Source organism: Streptosporangium sp. NPDC048886, assembly GCF_055586905.1.
The window spans coordinates 85,054-100,588 of sequence record NZ_JBVJHH010000014.1 but is presented as its reverse complement, the minus strand read 5'-3'; the positions used below and the strand labels follow the sequence as shown (position 1 = coordinate 100,588).

General features: G+C 72.5%; 12 protein-coding genes. 6 read left to right on the top strand and 6 right to left on the bottom strand.

The window, feature by feature from the left end:
* The first annotated feature begins 59 nt into the window (after positions 1-59).
* Both ACZ6R6_RS19205 and ACZ6R6_RS19200 read left to right on the top strand, forming a co-directional pair.
* Complete coding sequence (locus ACZ6R6_RS19205; RefSeq protein WP_470095036.1) at positions 60-998, top strand: hypothetical protein; 939 nt, start codon at positions 60-62, stop codon at positions 996-998.
* A 155-nt stretch (positions 999-1,153) separates the two neighbouring features.
* Positions 1,154-2,143, top strand: a complete 990-nt coding sequence (locus ACZ6R6_RS19200; protein WP_470095035.1) for an SIS domain-containing protein — start codon at positions 1,154-1,156, stop codon at positions 2,141-2,143.
* Positions 2,144-2,149: 6 nt separating this feature from the next.
* Here the strand turns inward: ACZ6R6_RS19200 and ACZ6R6_RS19195 are convergent, their stop codons facing one another.
* Both ACZ6R6_RS19195 and ACZ6R6_RS19190 read right to left on the bottom strand, forming a co-directional pair.
* The gene (locus ACZ6R6_RS19195) at positions 2,150-2,815 is read right to left on the bottom strand and encodes a DUF742 domain-containing protein (RefSeq protein ID WP_470095033.1); all 666 of its coding nucleotides are present in this window, start codon (positions 2,813-2,815) and stop codon (positions 2,150-2,152) included.
* Positions 2,816-2,818: 3 nt separating this feature from the next.
* The gene (locus ACZ6R6_RS19190) at positions 2,819-5,629 is read right to left on the bottom strand and encodes a sensor histidine kinase (protein WP_470095031.1); all 2,811 of its coding nucleotides are present in this window, start codon (positions 5,627-5,629) and stop codon (positions 2,819-2,821) included.
* A gap of 302 nt (positions 5,630-5,931) precedes the next feature.
* Between ACZ6R6_RS19190 and ACZ6R6_RS19185 the strand changes: the two genes are divergently transcribed.
* Genes ACZ6R6_RS19185 through ACZ6R6_RS19170 form a run of 4 tightly spaced genes read left to right on the top strand, consistent with a single transcriptional unit; the run spans position 5,932 to position 11,069 of the window.
* On the top strand, positions 5,932-7,182 hold the full coding sequence (locus tag ACZ6R6_RS19185; RefSeq protein ID WP_470095029.1) for a quaternary amine ABC transporter ATP-binding protein: 1,251 nt from the start codon (positions 5,932-5,934) through the stop codon (positions 7,180-7,182).
* Entirely contained in the window at positions 7,179-9,134 is a 1,956-nt protein-coding gene (locus tag ACZ6R6_RS19180) for an ABC transporter permease (RefSeq protein WP_470095027.1), read from the top strand. The genes ACZ6R6_RS19185 and ACZ6R6_RS19180 overlap by 4 nt, the downstream gene beginning before the upstream one ends.
* Complete coding sequence (locus tag ACZ6R6_RS19175) at positions 9,131-10,123, top strand: ABC transporter substrate-binding protein (RefSeq protein WP_470095025.1); 993 nt, start codon at positions 9,131-9,133, stop codon at positions 10,121-10,123. Before ACZ6R6_RS19180 ends, ACZ6R6_RS19175 begins: the two co-directional genes overlap by 4 nt.
* 16 nt (positions 10,124-10,139) lie before the next feature.
* Positions 10,140-11,069, top strand: coding sequence for an ABC transporter substrate-binding protein (locus tag ACZ6R6_RS19170; RefSeq protein WP_470095023.1), 930 nt, complete (start codon positions 10,140-10,142; stop codon positions 11,067-11,069).
* 115 nt (positions 11,070-11,184) lie between these two features.
* Here ACZ6R6_RS19170 and ACZ6R6_RS19165 read toward each other — a convergent pair whose 3' ends face one another.
* From ACZ6R6_RS19165 to ACZ6R6_RS19150, 4 genes are all read right to left on the bottom strand, one after another.
* Positions 11,185-11,772, bottom strand: coding sequence for a GTP-binding protein (locus tag ACZ6R6_RS19165; RefSeq protein ID WP_470095021.1), 588 nt, complete (start codon positions 11,770-11,772; stop codon positions 11,185-11,187).
* Entirely contained in the window at positions 11,753-12,028 is a 276-nt protein-coding gene (locus tag ACZ6R6_RS19160) for a DUF742 domain-containing protein (protein WP_470095229.1), read from the bottom strand. The genes ACZ6R6_RS19165 and ACZ6R6_RS19160 overlap by 20 nt, the downstream gene beginning before the upstream one ends.
* A 132-nt stretch (positions 12,029-12,160) precedes the next feature.
* Complete coding sequence (locus ACZ6R6_RS19155) at positions 12,161-12,583, bottom strand: roadblock/LC7 domain-containing protein (protein ID WP_370879580.1); 423 nt, start codon at positions 12,581-12,583, stop codon at positions 12,161-12,163.
* Positions 12,580-15,477 carry a nitrate- and nitrite sensing domain-containing protein gene (locus tag ACZ6R6_RS19150; RefSeq protein ID WP_470095019.1) on the bottom strand — a complete coding sequence of 966 codons (2,898 nt, stop codon included), beginning with the start codon at positions 15,475-15,477 and terminating at the stop codon, positions 12,580-12,582. Before ACZ6R6_RS19150 ends, ACZ6R6_RS19155 begins: the two co-directional genes overlap by 4 nt.
* Positions 15,478-15,535: the final 58 nt, after the last annotated feature.

The window sequence follows — 15,535 nt, the reverse complement described above, 5'->3', positions numbered from 1 at the left end:
CCGATGTTCAACTGTTACCGGTCAACGGCCCGTCTGGGACCCCCGAACGGGGCTTCGACGTGGACCAGACCAACCACTCGGTGGTCGTCGGCGAGAGCGTGGTCGTCAAGTGGCTCACCCCGCCGGCTCCGCTCCCCCAGCCGACCCCGGACATGTTCGCCCACCTGACCTCGGTCGGCTTCACCGCCACCGCCACGCCGTACGCCGCCGTGTCCCGCCGCGGCGACGACGGCGGTGAGCTGCTGCTCGCCCTGGTCACCGCCTACCTGCCCGACGCCCGGGACGGCTGGGAGTGGTGCGTGGACGAGGCCGTCGCCGGCGGCACGGACTTCGCCGCCGGCCTGGGCGTGCTGGCCGCCGACCTGCACACCGCGATGGCCACCCCGTCGACGACCTTCCCCGACCCCGTACGGCACGCGCCCGCCGCCACGCAGGAGGGGACGGGCGCCTGGTCGGCCCGTGCCGGGCAGGCCCTGGAGGAGGCGCTCGCGCTGACCGACGGCGAGGACGGCGAGTGGCTCGCGGCCCACGCTGACGCCCTCCGCGCCGAGCTCGCCCCCCTGGCCTGGGCGGACGCCACCCCGCTGATCCGCATCCACGGCGACCTGCACGTGGGGCAGATGCTCCGCTGGCGGGACGGCTACGCGGTGATCGACTTCGACGGCAACCCGACGGTCACCGGCGCCGACCCCTACCAGCCCGCCGCCCGCGACCTCGCCCAGCTGATCACCAGCCTCGAACACGTCGGGCAGGTCGCCGTCAGGCGCCGCGACGCCCACCCCCTGGTGATCTCCGCGTGGGCCACCGCCGCCCGCGCCGCCTTGGAGTCCGCCTACCTCGCCCGCCTCGCCGGGCGCGGCCACGCCACCCTGCTGGACCGTTCCCTGCTGCGCCCGTTCGAGATCGAGCAGGAGTGCAGGGAGCTCATCTACGCCGCCCGCCACCTGCCCCGCTGGCGCTACGCCCCCATGGGCGTCCTGCGGTCCTGGTATCCGTGACCGCCCGGCACCACCCGTGACCGGCCCCGTCCCGCGGCGGCCGTGACCGCGCCGGCCCGCCGGGGCCGGCTCCGGTACCGCCCCGGACCGGAGCCGCGCCGGAGCCGGACCCGGCGGCCGATCCCCGTGCCGCCGACTGAACCCAAGGAGAGAATGTGAACCCCGAGCTGTACCTCGCCGATCTGGAGGCCAAGCCCGCCGCGCTGGCCGGCCTGGCGAGCGCCCTGGAGGCCGGCGACCCGTTCGACGGGATCCCGGCCGGGATCCGGCGGGTGGTCTTCCTCGGCATGGGCAGCTCCCGATACGCCGCCGGGGTCGCCGCGCTGCGCCTGCGGGCGGCGGGCGTCGACGCGGTGGCCGAGTACGCCTCGGCCTCCGTCTCCTACCCGCCGGGTCCGGACACCCTGGCCGTCGCCGTCTCCGCCACCGGCGGCAGCCGGGAGACCCTCGACGCGGTCGCCCGCCACCGCGGCCGGTCCTACGTGCTGGCGCTGACCAACCGGTCCGGCTCGGCGATCACCGAGGGCGCCGACCTGGTGGTGCCGATGGCGGCGGGCGAGGAGCGCGGCGGCGTGTCCTGCCGGACCTTCCAGCACACCCTCGGCCTGCTCCTGGCCCTGCAGAACCGCCTCACCGCCCCGGGCCGCGCCACCTCCACCGGCTCCGGCACCGCCCTGGACGTGCCCGGCCTGCTCCGCCGCTCGGCCGAGGCCACCGCCGACCTGCTGGAGCGCCGGGGCAGGTGGCTGGATCCGGCGATGACCCTGCTCGACGGCCCGGCCGGGGTCTACACGATCGCCCCCGCCGAGCGCCTGTCCTCGGCCGAGCAGTCCGCCCTGATGTTCCGTGAGGGCCCCCGCCGCGCCGCCGACGCCTGCGAGACCGGCGACTGGTCCCACGTGGACGTCTACCTGACCAAGACCCTCGACTACCGCGCCATCCTGTTCCCCGGGTCCCGCTACGACGACCAGGCCATGGACTGGATCCGCCAGCGCGGCTCCACCGTGCTCACCGTCGGCGGCGAGCACCCCGACGCCAGGGCCGCCGTCCGCTACCTCCACGACGACGACCCCGACGTCGCCCTGCTCACCGAGACCCTGGTGGCCGAGCTCGTCGCCGCCCACTGGTGGCTGGCCCAGCACTGAGCGCGCTCACAGGCGGTGCAGACCGCTGAGGACGCGTTCCAGCAGTTGGAGGCCGGGACCGTCCTTGTCGATCCGGGGATGGTGGATCCTGACCAGGCCCTCGGCCTCCATGTCCGCGACCAGGACGCGGGCCACGCCGAGGGGGATGCCCAGGAGGGCGGAGATCTCGGCGACGGAGCGGATCTGCCGGCAGAGCTCGCTGATGTCGCGGTATTCGCGGATGTAGGACAGGCCGAGCTGGGCGGAGGTGGCGGAGGAGACCAGGGCCTCCATGGCGAGCTGGGTCCGCGGGGCGGTCCGGCCGCCGGTGACGGCGTACAGCCGGACCAGCGAGCTCTCCTCCTCGGGCGGCTCGCCGTACGGCGACGACCCGTAACCGGGCGGCTCCCCGTACGGCGGGCCGTACCCGGGCGGCTCCTCGCCCGGCGCCCCATGGCCGGGCGGCCCGCCGTACCGAGGGGGCTCACCCGGCGGGGGACCGTACCCGGGCTGCCCGCCGTATCGAGGGGGCTCCTCCTGCGGCTGCCCCCCGTAGCCGGGCGGCTGCCCGCCGTACCGAGGTGGTTCCCCGCGCGGCGGGCCGTAGCCGGGGGATCCGCCCGGCGCCGGGCCGTAGCCGTCTCCCGGTCCCGGTCCCGCTCCCTGTCCGCTCTCCTGGTATCCGCCCCACATGGCTCAGCCCTCCCGGTCCGGGAGCTCGTTGCGGGCCTTGCGCACGCCCTCCTGGAAACTCGACATCCGGCTGCGGACCCGCTCCGCCGAGACGGGGGCGGCCGGGGGCGGCTGGACCGGGTCAGGGGGCGGATTCACCGAGCCCGGCACCAGGTTCGCCTTGGGGGTCCGTTTGGGCAGGCCCGAGGTGGTCATCCCGCCGAGCGCGGGAGCGCTCGCGGCCTGGGCGGCCTGCCAGCCGGTGTCGGCGGGGGACGACCAGGCGGCGGGCTCGGCCGGACCGGACTCACCGGACTCACCGGACTCACCGGGCTCACCGGGCTCGTCCGGCGGCCCGGCCCCGCCGGCGGGGGCGGGGGCGGGGGCGGGGGCGCCGACGCGGAACCAGCCCGACTCCACCGAGGCGAAGATCGGCAGGAAGTCCTCGTCGGAGTCCAGAGCCGAGATCTCCACCTTGGGCAGCGGCCCGGTGGCGTCCGCCTCCGCCGGGCCCGGACGGTGTTCGGGCAGGCCGGGCGGCGGCGGGAACCGTCCCTCCTCCGCCGGAGGGCGCGGCCGCTCCGCCGGAGGGCTCCACACGTTCGGCCCGGTCGCCCACCGGGACCTGGTCTGCGGCGGCACGGCCTTCTCCTGCGGGACGGGCGCCGCCAGAAGGGGCACGGCGGCGGGCGAGGCCCCCGTCTGGGCGGGCACGGCATCCGGGACGGGCGGGAACGTCGGGCCCGCCGCGGTCTCGGGCACCGCGGGGAAATCAGGCACCGCGGGAAAAGGAGTGTCGGGCCTCGCGGGGAACGGGGAGTCCGGTGGCGCGGCCGGGTGGAGCGCCCCGGGAGGCCGGGGCGGCCCGGCGGGCTGGGACAGGCCGGGCAGGGAGGCGAAGAGCGTCTCGGGGAGGAGGACCATGGCGGTCATGCCGGCGTCCTGGGGGCGGAGCTGGACCCGGATGCCGTGTTTGAGCGCGAGGCGGCCGACCACGAACAGACCCATGCGGCGGGCCACGGAGGCGTCGGCCGTCTGGGGGTTGGCCAGACGCCAGTTCGCCTGGGAGAGCTCCTCGTGCGTCATGCCGATGCCCTGGTCGGTCACCGAGAGCATCACACCGCCCCCGTCGATCCGGCTGCTGGAGACCACGACCTTGCTCACCTTCGGCGAGAACGAGACCGCGTTCTCCACCAGCTCGGCGAGCAGGTGCACCACGTCGCTCACCGCGGGACCCGTTATGGCGACCTCGGACTGGACCCGGGTCACCACCCGGTCGTAGTTCTCCACCTCCGACAGCGAGGCGCGCACGACGTCCATCAGCTCGACCGGCTGCCGCCAGCGCCGCGCCACCTCCTGCCCGGCGAGGACGAGCAGGTTCTCGCTGTTGCGGCGCATGCGGGTGGCGAGGTGGTCGAGTTTGAACAGGTCGGCCAGGCGCTGGTCGTCGCGTTCGCCGCGCTCCAGCCGCTCGACCAGGGTGAGCTGGCGTTCCACGAGCGTCTGGCTCCGGCGGGAGAGGTTGACGAACATCGCGTTGACCGTGTTGCGCAGCTTGGCCTCGTCACCGGCCAGCCGTACGGCCTCCCGGTGGACCTCGTCGAACGCCCGGGCGACCTCGCCGATCTCGTCGCGGGAGATGACCCCGATCGGCGGCACCTCGGCGGCGGTCCCGTCGTCGCCCACCTCACGGACCCGCTGGACGTAGGCGGGCAGGCGTTCCCCGGCCACCTCCAGCGCCTCCCGGCGCAGCCGCCGCAACGGCCTGACCAGCGAGCGCGCCACCCCCGTGGTGATCAGCAGCACGACCAGCAGGAGTCCGGCGACCGATCCGGCGACCAGCAGGGCACGGCTCTGCTCGGCGTCGCCGAGCTCCTGGCTGCGGGTGACGATGTCCTGGGCGTGCCGCTGCTCGACCTGCCGCATCCGGTCGATCGTGACCGTCGCCGCGTCGTACCACTGCCTGGCGTCGTCGCGCTCGGCCAGGTCCAGCCCCTTCAGCGAGGCCCCGGAGGCCGCGCGGAGCAGGACCAGCTCCCGCAGGAACTCCGCCTGGTCGGCGGTCCGGCCGTTGACGGTCTCGTCGAAGAGCCGGCGCTGCCCGCTGCCGGCCTCGGCGGCGAAGGTCTTGCGCTCGTTGCGCTCGGAGGAGAGCGCGCCGAGGAACTTCTCCATCTGCTCCTGCTCGAACCGGCCGGCGACCAGCACCACCGCCAGCAGCCCCCGCTGGAGCGAGGCGGCCTCCTTGGCGCGGGCGAGCGCGTCCAGGGTCAGCGCCTGGCCGTACAGCACGTCGTCGGCGCTCCCCTTGCCGAGCTCGTCGTGGAGGGAGAGCAGGTCGGCGATCACCAGGGAGTAGGCGTCGATGGCGGCGTCGGGCAGCAGCGTCGACTTCAGGGCCTGCTCCCGCAGCGGCCCGAGGTCGTCCAGCCGGGTGATCACGGTCTCGACCTCGTCCCTCGTCCGGCCGCTCACCGCCTTCCTGAGCAGGGTGCCGCTGTCGCGGACGTGCATCACGGCGGCGTCCACCGCCTCCATCTGCCTGCCCACGCCCTCCACCTCGCGCTCGGGGCGGCCCAGGGCGATGAACCAGGCCGTGCGGTCGCGCTCCTCGGCCAGCTCGTGGGTGAGGGCGCCGATGTGGTCGGAGAGCCTGGCCAGATCGTTGACCTGCTGGTAGTCGGCGGCGGCCCGCATGGAGGCGAAGACCTGGACCCCGCCGAGCAGCACCGCCGCCGCGGTGGGGACCAGGATGAGCGCGACCAGCCTGGAGCGCACCCTCCAGTTCCGCAGGCGGAGCCCGCTCCCCGCACCCTGGATGTTGTGTGTACTCACCGACGCTGCCTCTCGGTGGACGAACCCGCTGGCCGAATTTCCCTTGGTTCCCGGTAATTCGAGCACATCTCTACCGGTGGGGCCAATCGAACACAGCTCCACAAATGATTACTTATGAGGCAGCAGGGATAAGATCTGGAGCTCCAGTTAAGGCTGGAACCCTTATTACGGACATCCATATAACCTTATTAAGTATTTCTCGTGCCCGTATGGCCGTTTGCACCGTTCCAGAAAGGAGAACGGGTATAAGCGCGGCGACCTCCAAAAGATCACCCGATTGTGATTCACGATATTTCCCCCATATGTTGACTCCTTACATCCGGAGGCTCGCCGGATCCGGGCGCCGAGCTTTGGAGGAGACAGTGGCCCCATCCGACGGTGCCGCGATCGAGGTCCGCGGGCTGTGGAAGATCTTCGGCCCCCGGGCCGAGCGCGTTCTCGACAGCCCCGACGCGCGGCTCGACCCGGCCGCGCTCCGGGAGAAGACCGGCTGCGTCGCCGCCGTCCGGGACGTCGGCTTCGCGGTGCGGCCCGGCGAGGTGTTCGTCGTGATGGGCCTGTCCGGGAGCGGCAAGTCCACCCTGGTCCGCTGCCTGACCCGGCTGATCGAGCCGACCGCCGGGGAGATCTCGATCGCCGGCCAGGACGTGCGCGCCGCCTCCCCCGCCCAGCTCAGGGACCTGCGCAGGCACCGGGTCAGCATGGTCTTCCAGCACTTCGGCCTCCTGCCCCACCGCAGGGTCCTCGACAACGTCGCCTACGGGCTGGAGGTCCAGGGCGTCCCCCGGGCGAGACGGCACCGGCGGGCCTGGGAGATCCTCTCCCTGGTCGGCCTGGACGGCTCCGCCGACGCCCGCCCCGATCAGCTCTCCGGCGGCATGCAGCAGCGGGTCGGCCTGGCCCGGGCGCTGGCCGTGGACCCCGAGGTGCTGCTGTTCGACGAGCCGTTCAGCGCGCTGGACCCGCTGATCCGCCGGGACATGCAGGCGGAGGTCATCCGCCTGCACCGCGAGGTCGGCAAGACCATGGTGTTCATCACCCACGACCTGTCGGAGGCGCTCAAGCTCGGCGAGCGCATCGCGATCATGAGGGCGGGCGCGATCGTCCAGCTCGGCACCGCCGAGGAGCTGGTCGGCGCACCCGCCGACGACTACGTGGCCGACTTCGTCCGGGACGTGCCCAGGAGCGAGGTGCTCTCGCTGCGCTGGATCTGCCGCCCCCCGCTGGAGGAGGAGCACCTCGACGGTCCCGCGCTCCCGGCGGCCACCGTCATCCGCGACGCGGTACCGGCCGCCATGGCGTCGGCCCGGCCGATCCGCGTCATCCGGGACGGGGAGCTGATCGGCGTGGTCGACCGTCTCGACATCCTGGCGGCGATGGCCGGCGGCCCGGGCGTGGCCGTACCGGACGCCCGCCGCCCGCCGGACCCCACACGATCGGGAGTCGGCCGCCCGCCGGACCCCACCCGATCGGACGCCCGCCGCCCGCAGGGCCCCCCGGGCTCCGGGGCCCGCCCGGAGCGGCCCCGGCCGGCCACCGGGGGCGGGGCATGACCTCCCCGCCGGCGGCGCTCTCCCCGGCGCAGGCGGCCCCGCCCACCCCCCGCGCCAGGACGCCGCTGCCGTCCTGGCTGGCACCGCTCGGCGGCGCGGCCGTGGCGGTGGTCGCCTACCTGCTCTTCCGGGGCACCGCGCTCCTCCCCCACGACGACGACGCCGCGCAGTTCGCAGCCGTCAACGACGCGCGGGACTGGGTGGACGCCAACCGCAACGAGAGCCCGCTCTTCCTGTTCTTCGTGAACTACGTGCGGCTGTCCGTCGGCGCCCTCCACGACGTCCTCCGGCTCGCGCTGCACGGCGCCGGCTGGGTGGGGCTGATCGGGGCCGCGGGGACGCTGGGCTGGCTGGCCGGCGGCCTGCGGACCGCGCTGCTCGCCGCACTGGGGACCGGCTCGTTCGCGGTGCTGGGGCTGTGGGAGGCCGGCGCCGACACCCTCGCGCTCGTGCTCACGGCGGTCCTGCTCTCGCTGCTCGTCGGCCTGCCGCTGGGCGTGTGGGCGGGCCGTTCGGTACGGCTGCGCCGCCTGCTCACCCCGGTCCTCGACGTCATGCAGATCATGCCGACGTTCGCCTACCTGGCGCCGATGGTGCTGTTCTTCCAGATCGGACCCGCGTCAGCCACCGTCGCAACGATGATCTACTCGATCCCGCCCGCGATCAGGATCACCGCGCTGGCCATCGAGCAGGTCTCCCCGACGGCCGTGGAGGCCTCCACGGCGCTCGGCGCCACCCGCCGGCAGACGCTGTGCAAGGTCCACATCCCGATGGCGCGCGCCACGATCGCGCTGGCGATCAACCAGACCGTCATGATGGCGCTGTCCATGGTGGTGATCGCGGCACTGATCGCGGCCCCGGGGCTGGGCTCGGACATCGTCCGTGGGCTCTCCCGGGCCAACGTGGGCCTCATGCTCCCGGCGGGCATCGCCATCGTGGTCATGGCCGTCGTGCTGGACCGGATCACCATGGCCGCCGCGGCGCGCGGGCCCGTGCCGTCCGGCGCCCTCTCCTCCCGGTCCCGGCTCGCCGTCGCGGCGCTCCTCCTCCTCGCCACCGGGCTCGCGGCCCGGTCCCTGCCCGCCGAGTTCCCCCAGGAGTGGGTGCTCCGCCTGGCCGGGCCGGTGAACGAGGCCGTGAACTGGGCCAAGTTCTCCTGGTACGGCGTCACCGACGCGATCAGGAACGCCACCACCGAGGCGCTCCTCAACCCCCTGCAGACGGTGCTCACCACCGCCCCCTGGTGGCTGGTCGCGGCGGCCGTGCTCGCGCTCGCCTGGCGGACCGGCGGGGCGCGGCCCGCGGTCACCGCGGTGGGGTGCCTGCTCGCCACCGCGCTGCTCGGGCTGTGGCAGCACACCATGGAGACGCTCACCACCGTGCTGGCCGGGGTGGTGCCCGCCCTGGCCGCCGGGCTCGTGCTCGGCGTCGCGGCGGCCCGCTCCCCCCGGTTCGCCGCCGCGCAGCGGCCGCTGCTCGACGCCGCGCAGACCATGCCCGCCTTCGTCTACCTGCTGCCCGCGCTGGCGCTGTTCGGCGCGACCCGGTTCACCGCGATCTTCGCCTCGGTGGTCTACGCGGTGCCGCCGGTCGTCCGGCTGGTGGAGGACGGGATCAGGAACGTCTCCCCGGCAGCGGTGGAGGCCGCGCGGTCGTCCGGCTCCACCGGCCGGCAGCTGCTGTGGAAGGTGCAGCTGCCGATGGCCCGCCCGGCGATCCTGCTCGCCGCCAACCAGGGCATCGTCATGACGCTCGCCATGGTCGTGGTCGGCGGGCTGGTCGGCGCGGGCGGCCTGGGCTACGACGTCGTCTCGGGATTCTCCCAGCGCACCGACTTCGGCATGGGCTTCGCGGCCGGGGTGGCCACCGTGCTGCTCGGGATCGTGCTCGACCGGATAACGCAGGGCGCCGACAGGCGCCCTTCCCCCCGAAAGAAGAAGAGGATCGCATGAGGATCGGACGCAGAGTCCGCCTGCTCGCCGGTGTTCTGACACTCGGGCTGGCCGCCGCAGGCTGCGGTGGCGCCAAGGTGGAGACCGGCGCCGGCCCGGGGCAGCCGTCCACCGGCGCCGCCGGATCGTCGGCGCCGGCCACGGGCGGCACCGTGAGGATCGCCGTCAACCCGTGGGCCGGCTACGAGGCCAGCGCCGCCGTGCTCTCATATCTGCTGGAGAACGAGCTCGGCTACAAGGTCGAGAAGAAGGAGCTCGCCGAGCAGGTCTCCTGGGAGGGGTTCGAGAGCGGCGACGTCGACCTCATCGTGGAGAACTGGGGTCACGACGACCTGAAGAAGACCTTCATCGAGGAGAAGAAGGTCGCCGCCGAGGCGGGCTCCACCGGCAACAAGGGCGTCATCGGCTGGTACATCCCCAAGTGGATGGCGGACAAGTATCCCGACATCACCGACTACAAGAACCTGAACAAGTACGCCGCCCTGTTCAGGACCTCGGAGTCGGGCGGCAAGGGACAGCTCCTGTTCGGTGACCCGTCCTACGTCAGCAACGAAGAAGCGATCATCAAGAACCTGAGGCTCGACTACAAGGTGGTCGTGGGCGGCAGCGAGGCGGCGCTGATCGAGTCGGCCACCCAGGCCCAGAAGCAGCGCAGGCCGCTGCTGTTCTACTTCTGGGACCCGCACTGGCTGTTCAGCCGGATCGACCTGGTCCGCGTCAACCTGCCGCCCCACACCGACGGCTGCGACGCCGACCCCAAGAAGGTCGCCTGCGACTACGCCGAGCTGGACCTCGACAAGATCGTGAGCAGGAAGTTCGCCGAGACCGGCGGCCGGGCCTACGAGCTGGTCAAGAACTTCTCCTGGACCAACGAGGCGCAGAACGCGGTGGCCGACGACATGACCAACAACGGCCTGAGCCCCGAGGACGCGGCCAAGAAGTGGGTCGAGGCCAACCCGGCCGTCTGGGCCTCCTGGATCCCCAAGTAACCGATCGGCCGATTCCGTGAGAAGACAACTCACCGGGGCCGTCGCGGCGTTCCTCCTCCTCACCGCGTGCAGCGGCGAGGAGGCGGGGCCTGCGCCGGCCGGCGGCACCGTGAAGATCGCCATCAACGGGTGGGCGGGCTACGAGGCCAGCGCCGCGGTGCTCGGCCGGCTCCTGGAACAGGAGCTCGGCTACGAGGTGCGGAGGGTGGAGCTCAACGAGGCCCAGTCCTGGGAGGGGCTCGAAAAGGGCACGGTGGACGTCATCGTCGAGAACTGGGGCCGCGAGACCGAGAAGAAGACCTACATCGAGGAGAAGAAGGTCGCCGTATCCGCCGGAAGAAACGGGAACAGAGGGGTCATCGGATGGTATGTCCCGCAGTGGATGGCCGACCGGTACCCGGATATCACCGACTGGCGGCAGCTCAACAAGTACGCCCATCTATTTAAGACCGACAAGTCAGGTAATTTCGGTCAGCTCCTCGACGGGGACGCCTCATACGTCACCAATGACGAGGCCCTGGTCCGCAATCTCAAGCTCAACTACAAGGTCGTCTACGCCGGCAGCGAGAAGGCCCTGATAAGGGCCGCCAGAACGGCGACGCGGCGGCGCACCCCGCTGCTGATGTATTTCTACGAACCGCAGTGGCTGTTCACCCAGATCAAGCTGGCCAAGATCAACCTGCCGCCCTACGCGATCGGCTGCGACGCCGACGCCGCCAAGGTCGCGTGCGACTACCCGCCCTACCTGCTCGACAAGATCGTGAGCAGGAGGTTCGCCGACACCGGCGGCCGGGCCTACGAGCTGGTGCGCAACTTCACCTGGACGAACGACCAGCAGAACGCGGTCGCCGACGACATGACCAACAACGGCCTGAACGCCGACCAGGCGGCCCAGAAGTGGGTCGACGCGAACAGGATCGTGTGGAAGGACTGGGTGCCCGACTGACACACCGCCCTCCACCGCGGGCCGCGCCCGGCCCGGCATGCCGTAGGCGGCGCGGACCCGCGGGAGGTGCCCGGCCCGGGCCGGAAGGCCACAGGCCGGGCGGGCCGCGCCCGGCCTAGACCGACATGCCGTAGGCGGCGCGGACCCGCAGGACGTGCTCGACCAGCGTGATGAGCGTGCCCTTGACGGAGTCGCGGGAGCGGGCGTCGGTGCGCACGACGGGGACGTGCGGGGCGAGGGCCAGGGCCTCCCGCACCTCCTCCTCGGTGTGCTGGAAGCGCCCGTCCCAGCCGTTGATGCCGACCACGAACGGGAGCTTGGCCTCCTCGAAGTAGTCGATCGCCGGGAAGCCGTCGGCCAGCCGCCGGGTGTCGATCAGGACGACCGCGCCGAGCGCGCCGCGGACCAGGTCGTCCCACATGAACCAGAACCGGTGCTGGCCCGGCGTGCCGAACAGGTAGAGGATCAGGTCCCGGTCGAGCGAGAGGCGGCCGAAGTCCATCGCGACCGTGGTCGTCGCCTTGTTCGGCGTGAGACCGAGGTCGTCGATGCCGGCGCTGGCGTCGGTCATCACCGCCTCCGTGGTCAGGGGGAGGATCTCCGAAACCGCGCCCACGAACGTGGTCTTGCCGACGCCGAACCCGCCCGCTACGACGATCTTCGTCGACGTCAGGCCGCCGTGGTTAGAGCCTGCGAAGTCCACTGAGCACCCTTTCGAGCATGTTGAGATCCGGTTGTCCCTGTTCGAGCCGTGGCTGGTGGAGACGGACGAGGCCCTCATCGGCCATGTCCGCCACCAGCACGCGGGCCACCCCGAGGGGGACCCTCAGCAGCGCCGAGATCTCGGCGACCGAACGGAACGAACGGCACATCCTGATGATGGCGTCCTGCTCGGGAGTGAGCAGGGCCAGCTCCTCGTCCATGATGAACGAGGAGGAGACCAGTGTCTCCATCGCCATGTGATACCGGGGCTCGGATCGGCCGCCGGTGACCGCGTATGGACGGAACAGGGGCTCCTCGTCCCCGGTTCCGTCACTCCCGAGCACGTCCCTCTCCAGTGAAGGACTCGGTTGCCGCGAAGGACCCGGACACTACCGCCCCCTGGAGGACTGCAGCTCGGCCCGGAGGGCCGGGGTGAGCGCCTGGCCGGCCCGGTCGACGAGCAGCGTCATCTGGTAGGCCACCAGACCCATGTCGCACTCGGGAGAGGCCAGCACCGCGAGCACGGAACCGTCGCTGATCGCCATGACCAGCATGAGCCCGCGCTCCATCTCGACCACCGTCTGGGTGACCGCCCCGCCGTCGAACACGCGGGACGCGCCCACGGTCAGGCTGAGCAGGCCCGCCGCGACGGCGGCGAGCTGGTCGGCCCGGTCGTCGGGGAACCCGTCCGAGCTGGCGATCCGCAGGCCGTCCGCCGAGACGCACACCGCGTGCGCGACACCGGGGGTGCCGCGGACGAACTCGGTGATCAGCCAGTCGAACCTGCGCGCCTCATGGCTCAGGGTCGTCACGAGCCCTCCTCCTTATCTGCCAGGGTTCTGGCGGTCTCCTCGTTCAGTTCGGCACGGCCCCGCCGTACGCCCTGCTGGAAACTCGACAAACGGCTGCGCACCCGTTCGGGCGAGAGGGACGGCATCGGGCTGGACGGCGCGCTGGCCGCGGCGCCGGGCACCAGGTTGGCCTTGGGGGTCCGCTTGGGCAGGCCGGCCGAGGTGATCCCGCCGAGGGCCGGGTCGCTGGCCGCCTGGGCCGCCTGCCATCCGGCGTCGGCCGCGGTCTGCCAGCCGCCCTGCTCCCGGGCCGGCGCCGGCTGCGTGACCGGCTCGCGGGCCGGCATGCCGTCCGGGGGCGTGGGCGCCTCGACCGCGGGGTCGAGCGAGCCGAGCGGGTCGAGCGGCTCCAGCGGGGCGGGGGTCTCCCGGGGCGCGGGCTCCTCAGCGACGGCCGCCTGCTCGCCCGTGTCGTCGGCCCGGCGGAACCAGGCCGACTCGATGGAGGCGAAGATCGGCAGGAACTCCTCCTGCTCGGATTCGAGCGGGGAGACCCGTACGGCGGGCATCGACGCGGTCGCCGGATCCTCCGGGGAAGGCTGCCCCCAGGACGGGACCGCGGGGGTTGGAACGCTCCCGCCGCCGTTCGCTCCGGGGACCGGACGCTTGGGGAGGGGGGATCCGCCGGTGGGCGCCGGGGCGTTGGTCGGGCCGGCGGGGAGCGGCTGCGGCCGGCCCGGGGCCGGTTGGCCGCCGGGGAACGACGTGGAGCCGAACGGGGACGCCTGCGGATCGGGGGTCTGCCCGAACGAGGTCTGCCCGAACGAGGAGGCCGAGGGGGTCGAGGTCTGCCCGAACGAGGTCTGCCCGAACGGGGAGGCGGAAGGGGTCGAGGTCTGCCCGAACGAGGTCTGCCCGAACGGGGAGGCGGAAGGGATCGAGGTCTGCCCGAACGAGGTCTGGCCGAACGGGGACTGATCGGGGACGGGCTGCCGGGCCTGCGGCTCGGCGCCCCACGAGGGGGTGATGGACGGCGGCTGCGCCGCCTCGACGATCAGCTCCGGCGGGAAGAGGACCATGGCGATGAGGCCACCGATCTCCTGCGGGCGGAGCTGGACGCGGATGCCGTGGCGCAGCGCCAGCCGGCCGACCACGAACAGGCCCATCCGCCGCGACACCGACACGTCGACGACGGGCGGGTCGGCCAGGCGCCGGTTGGTCTCGATCAGCTCCTCGGTGGTCATGCCGATGCCGGCGTCGCTGACCGCGAGCAGCGCGGCACCGCCCTCGATCATGCTGCTGGAGACCACGACCTGGCTGGCCCGGGGCGAGAACTGGATGGCGTTCTCCACCAGCTCGGCGACCAGGTGGACGATGTCGTTGGCGGCGCTCCCGGCGACCGAGATCGTGCGGTGCACCTTGATCTGGACCCGCTCGTAGTCCTCGACCTCCGACAGCGAGGCGCGCACGACGTCGACGAGCTTGGCCGGCTGGCTGCGCCTGCGGGTCGGCTCGTGACCGGCCAGGACCAGGAGGTTCTCGGAGTTGCGGCGCATGCGGGTGGCCAGGTGGTCGAGCTTGAACAGGTCCGCCAGGCGGCCGCCGTCCTCCTCGCCCTTCTCCAGGCCGTCGATCAGCGAGATCTGCCGCTCGACCAGGGTCTGGGTGCGGCGTGACAGGTTGACGAACATCGCGCTGATGTTGGAGCGGAGCTCGGACTCCTCCGCGGCCAGCCGCACGGCCTGCCGGTGGACCTCGTCGAAGGCCTTGGCGACCTCTCCGATCTCGTCCTTGGTGTCGACCGAGATGGGGTCGATGTCGGGGGTGCGGGAGTCTCCGGAGACCCGGAGCCTGCGCACGACCTCGGGGAGGGTGAATCCGGCGACGTCCAGCGCCTCGGCCCGCAGCCGGCGCAGCGGCAGGACCATCGAGCGGGCGATGAGGACGGTGAGGCCGAGGACCAGCAGCAGCAGGAGCAGGATGAGGCCGGAGGCGACGATCGCGTTGCGCTGCTCGGTCTTCTCCAGGTCCCGGGCCCGGGTGATCACGTCACCGGCGACCTTCTCCTCGACCTGCTGCATCTTGTCGATGGTCGCGCCGTTGTCGGAGAACCACTGCTTGACCTCGTTGAAGTCGGACAGCAGGCGGCCCTCGTTGGCCGGGTCGCTGGCCAGCACGATCGCCCTGGCCTTGGTCAGCTCGGCGCGGTGCACCCTCTCGTCGATCATGGCCTTGACGAGGAGCTGGCCGTTGAGCGGGCTCGCCTCGACGCCGAAGTCCGCCTTGTACTCCTCCATACGCGACCGGGAGGCGATGAACTTCTCGATCTCCTGGGCGTTGACCAGCGAGGGCGCGTAGTAGCCGGCCAGCAGGCGGGCCCGCTGCCTGGAGACCTCCTCCTTGGCGTAGGCCAGCGCGCTGAGCGCGCGGGTGTTGCCGACGATCTCCGGGTCGTCGCTGACCAGCGTGAGCTCCTCGTGGAGCTGGAGCAGCGGGGCGACCATGAGGCCGTAGCGCTCCGCCTGGGCCGTCCCGGAGAGCCCGCGCAGCTCCTTGAGGCCGGCGAGCTGGTAGGTCACGTCCTTGGCGGCCTCGGCCACCCGGAGGCCGTAGGAGTCGTCGATCGCCCGCAGGTCGAGGAGCACTTTCCCGACCAGCGCGTCGACTGTCTTGCGCTGCGCCTCGGCGTTGTCCTTCAGCCCCTTGTTGGAGGGCTGGAAGGAGGCCCAGGCGACCCGGTCACGTTCCAGACCGAGCGCCTGGGCGAGGTCGCGGATGTCGCCGGAGTATTCGGCCGCCGACTCGGTCCGCTGGTAGCCCGCCACACTGTCGACGGAGGCGACCACGCGGGTGCCGGCGAGCGCGACGCCCACCGCGGTCGGCACCAGAATCAGGGCCGTGAGGCGCGACCGCACGCGCCAGTTCCGCAGGCCGAACCGGGCGGCAGGCCGCTTGCCGCGGTCGTGTGCCGGA